Annotated in this window: 1 protein-coding gene; it reads left to right on the forward strand. The window is 73.8% G+C overall.

From position 1 onward, the window contains the following. Positions 1-3,146, forward strand: a 3,146-nt coding sequence (locus QZT59_RS03475; protein ID WP_290811365.1) for a bifunctional DNA primase/polymerase, incomplete at both ends; no start/stop codon positions are given.

Here is a 3,146-nt window from a genome sequence, read left to right on the forward strand (position 1 = left end):
CTCGTCGCGCTCACCGACGCGGTCGAGCGCCACCTCCGCAAAGAGGTCGGCCACGACGTCGAACTCGAGCGGTCCGTCTCGACCGACGGCGGCGTCCCCGCCGAGCGGGAGCCCTCGATCGAGTCGACCCCCGACGGCGAGACGGGATCCGAATCCGAATCGGAGCCGGGGGAGCCGTCCGCCGGGACCGTCGCCGAACCGGAGTCGGGGGAGCCGTCCGCCGGGACCGTCGCCGAACCGGAGTCGGGGGAGCCGTCCACCGGGACCGTCGCCGAACCGGCCGGCGAGCCCCACCGCGGTGGCGTCCCGGCGCCGCTCGACGAACTGGGCCGGTCGTTCGTCCCGATCGACCCCGGAGCGAAGGCGCCGCGCGTCCCTCGGACGGAAGAGTACCTCCACGAACCCGACGACGAGCGCTTCCGGGCGTACCTCGAGGCCGGCCACAACTACGGCGTCGTCACGCGGGGCGACCTGGCCGTCGTCGACGCCGACGACCCGGAGCGGCTCGCGCCGCTGCTCGACGCGCTCCCGGAGACGGTCCGACAGGTGTCCGGATCGCGCTCGAGCGAGCACGTCTTCCTCTTCGTCGAGGGCCTCGACGCGGACGTCCCGCTGCTCGACCCCGAGACCGGCGACGAACTCGGTCACGTCAAGGCGGCCGCCCAGTCGCTCGTCGTCGGTCCGGGCTCGCGCCACCCGTCGGGGAACTACTACGGCCCGCTCGAAGGCGACGCGATCGCGACCGTCGAGGCGGACGGCCTCCGCGACCTGATCGCGGATTTCCGGCCGTCTCCGGCGGACGGACGGCGGCGCGATCCGACGGATCGACCCGAACGGCGGCGCGATCAGGTCGATCGGGACATCCGGGAGCCGGGCGACGACGGAACCGACCGGGAGCGGGGCGACGACGGAACCGACCGGGAGCCGGGCGACGACGGAACCGACCTGCGGGTCCACGACGTCGTCTCCCGCCGGCGGTATCCCGAGGGACGGCGCCGCGAACACCCCGTCCACGGGTCGTCCACGGGCGCGAACTTCATGGTCGACGACGGCGGCGAGACCTGGCGCTGCTGGCGCCACGACTGCACCGGCAACGCCCTGCACCTCGTCGGGATCGAGCAGGGGATCATCTCCTGTGGAGACTGGACCCACACCGGGCTCGACGCGGACACCTGGCGGGAGATCTTCCGGGCGGCTCGCGAGGCCGGCTACGACCTGCCCGACGTCGAGCCGTACGGCGATCGCGACGACCGCCCGCCGCTGCTCGACGCGGCGATCGAGCGCTCTCGCGAGGTGGATGCGGTCGATCGCTCGCAGGAGGCGGACGACGCCGAGCGCTCGCCGGGAGCGAACGACACCGAGCGCTCGAACGAGGCGGACGACGCCGCGCGTACGCGGGAGACGGACGACGTCGAGATCTCCGGACGGCCGGCGTCGACCCTCCCGCTCGCGCGGCTGGACGCGCTCGAGCCGTCCGAGCGACGGCGGTACGCCGCGAAGCGCGGGCTCGACTGGCCGTCGACCGACGACGCTCGCGAGCGCCTCTTCGCGACGATCGCCGAGATCGTCCGCCACGAGGACGACCGGGTCGTCGACGCGCCGACGGCGCTCGGCAAGTCGTTCGCCGTCGCGAGCACGCGCTGGGGCGCCCGCGAGGACATCACCGGCGGCCGGCCGGTGGTTCACCTCCTCGAAACGCGGGACGCTCGCGACGAGGCGATCGAGGTCGCCGCGGAACGCGGCGGGTCGTTCCTCGTCCTCCGCGGACGCCGCGAGGCCTGTCCCGTCGCCGCCGGCGAGCACGACGACGAGGTCACGATCGGCGGCGACCCCGCCAGCGAGTGGCTCGACGCCCAGTGCAGCGCCGACGGGAAGGGGATGCACTTCTCGGCCGCCCACCGGTACCTCGAGGAGCACGTCGATCGGGAGGCACACGACGATCGGGGGGCGCACGACGGTCGGGAGGCCCACGACGATCGGGAGGCCCACGACGATCGGGAGGTCCACGACGATCGGGAGGCCCACGACGATCGGGGATCGGGCCTCCCCTGTTCCGAGGACGGCGAGTGCGAGGCGATCCGCCAGTGGGAGACCTACCGCGAGGGGCCGGACGACGACCTCGACGAGTGGCCGCTCGTCATCGCGACGCACAACTTCGCCTTCGCACCCGGGCTTCGCACGGGGAACAACGTCGTCCTCGACGAGGCGCCGACCTTCGCCGTCGACGAGCTCGATACGGGCCGGGTCCGGGCGGCCGTCGGCGCGTACCTCCGGGAGATCGACGCGCCGGCGACCACCTGGGAGGCGTTCGTCCAGCTCTCGCTGCACGAGGGCGCCGGGACGGACGCCGAACGCGAACGGGACGCCCTCGCACACGCCATCTCCGCGGATCCCCCGCGGGAGTGGTACTTCGAGGATCCCGACGCGCACGTCCTGGCGCCGGCGCTGGCGCGGGCGATCTTCTACGCCGAAGAGCGCGCCAACGGACGGCGCGCTGGGAAGACGGCGTACGAACCGCCCCGCCTCGACGCCGCGGCCCGCGACGACGACGCCGGCCACCGTGAGTGGGTGTCGGTCGTCCTCGACGAGGCGAACGACGTCCGGCGGGTCCGGGTCGTCCCGGACTTCGGCGCCGCCCGGTCGGTCGTCGGGCTCGACGCGCACCCGTCCGTCCCGCGCTGGCGGCTCGACACCGTCCCCTGGATCGGCACGCGGGCGGTCCTCTCGCCGGACGAGCGGCGGCTCTGGCGCCGGTACGAGCGCGGCCTCCGCGTCGTCCAGGTGGGCGAGGCCACCAGGCCCCTCTCCGGGCCCGCCGCGCCGGAGTGGTTCAGGTCCGACCGCAAGCTCGACGTCGTGCTCGAGCACCTCGTCGCCGAATACGGGACGCGCTTTCGGACCGCCATCACGACCGCGCAGGTCGAGGACGCCCTCGCGGAGCGGATGGAGTCGGCCGGCTGCTACGAGCCGTCGCTCATGCACTTCGGCGAGGAGAAGTCCCGAAACGACTTCGGGACCGAGACGATCGGCCTCGTCAACGGCTGCATGGATCCCGGCGACGACTTCGTCCTCGACACGCTGGCCGAGCTCGATCTGGAGGCGGCGGTCGAGACCGCCGTCGACGCGGACGGCGCGGCCTACCGCGC

The sequence above is a fragment of the Halovivax sp. genome (assembly GCA_007119345.1).
Lineage (GTDB): Archaea > Halobacteriota > Halobacteria > Halobacteriales > Natrialbaceae > Halovivax.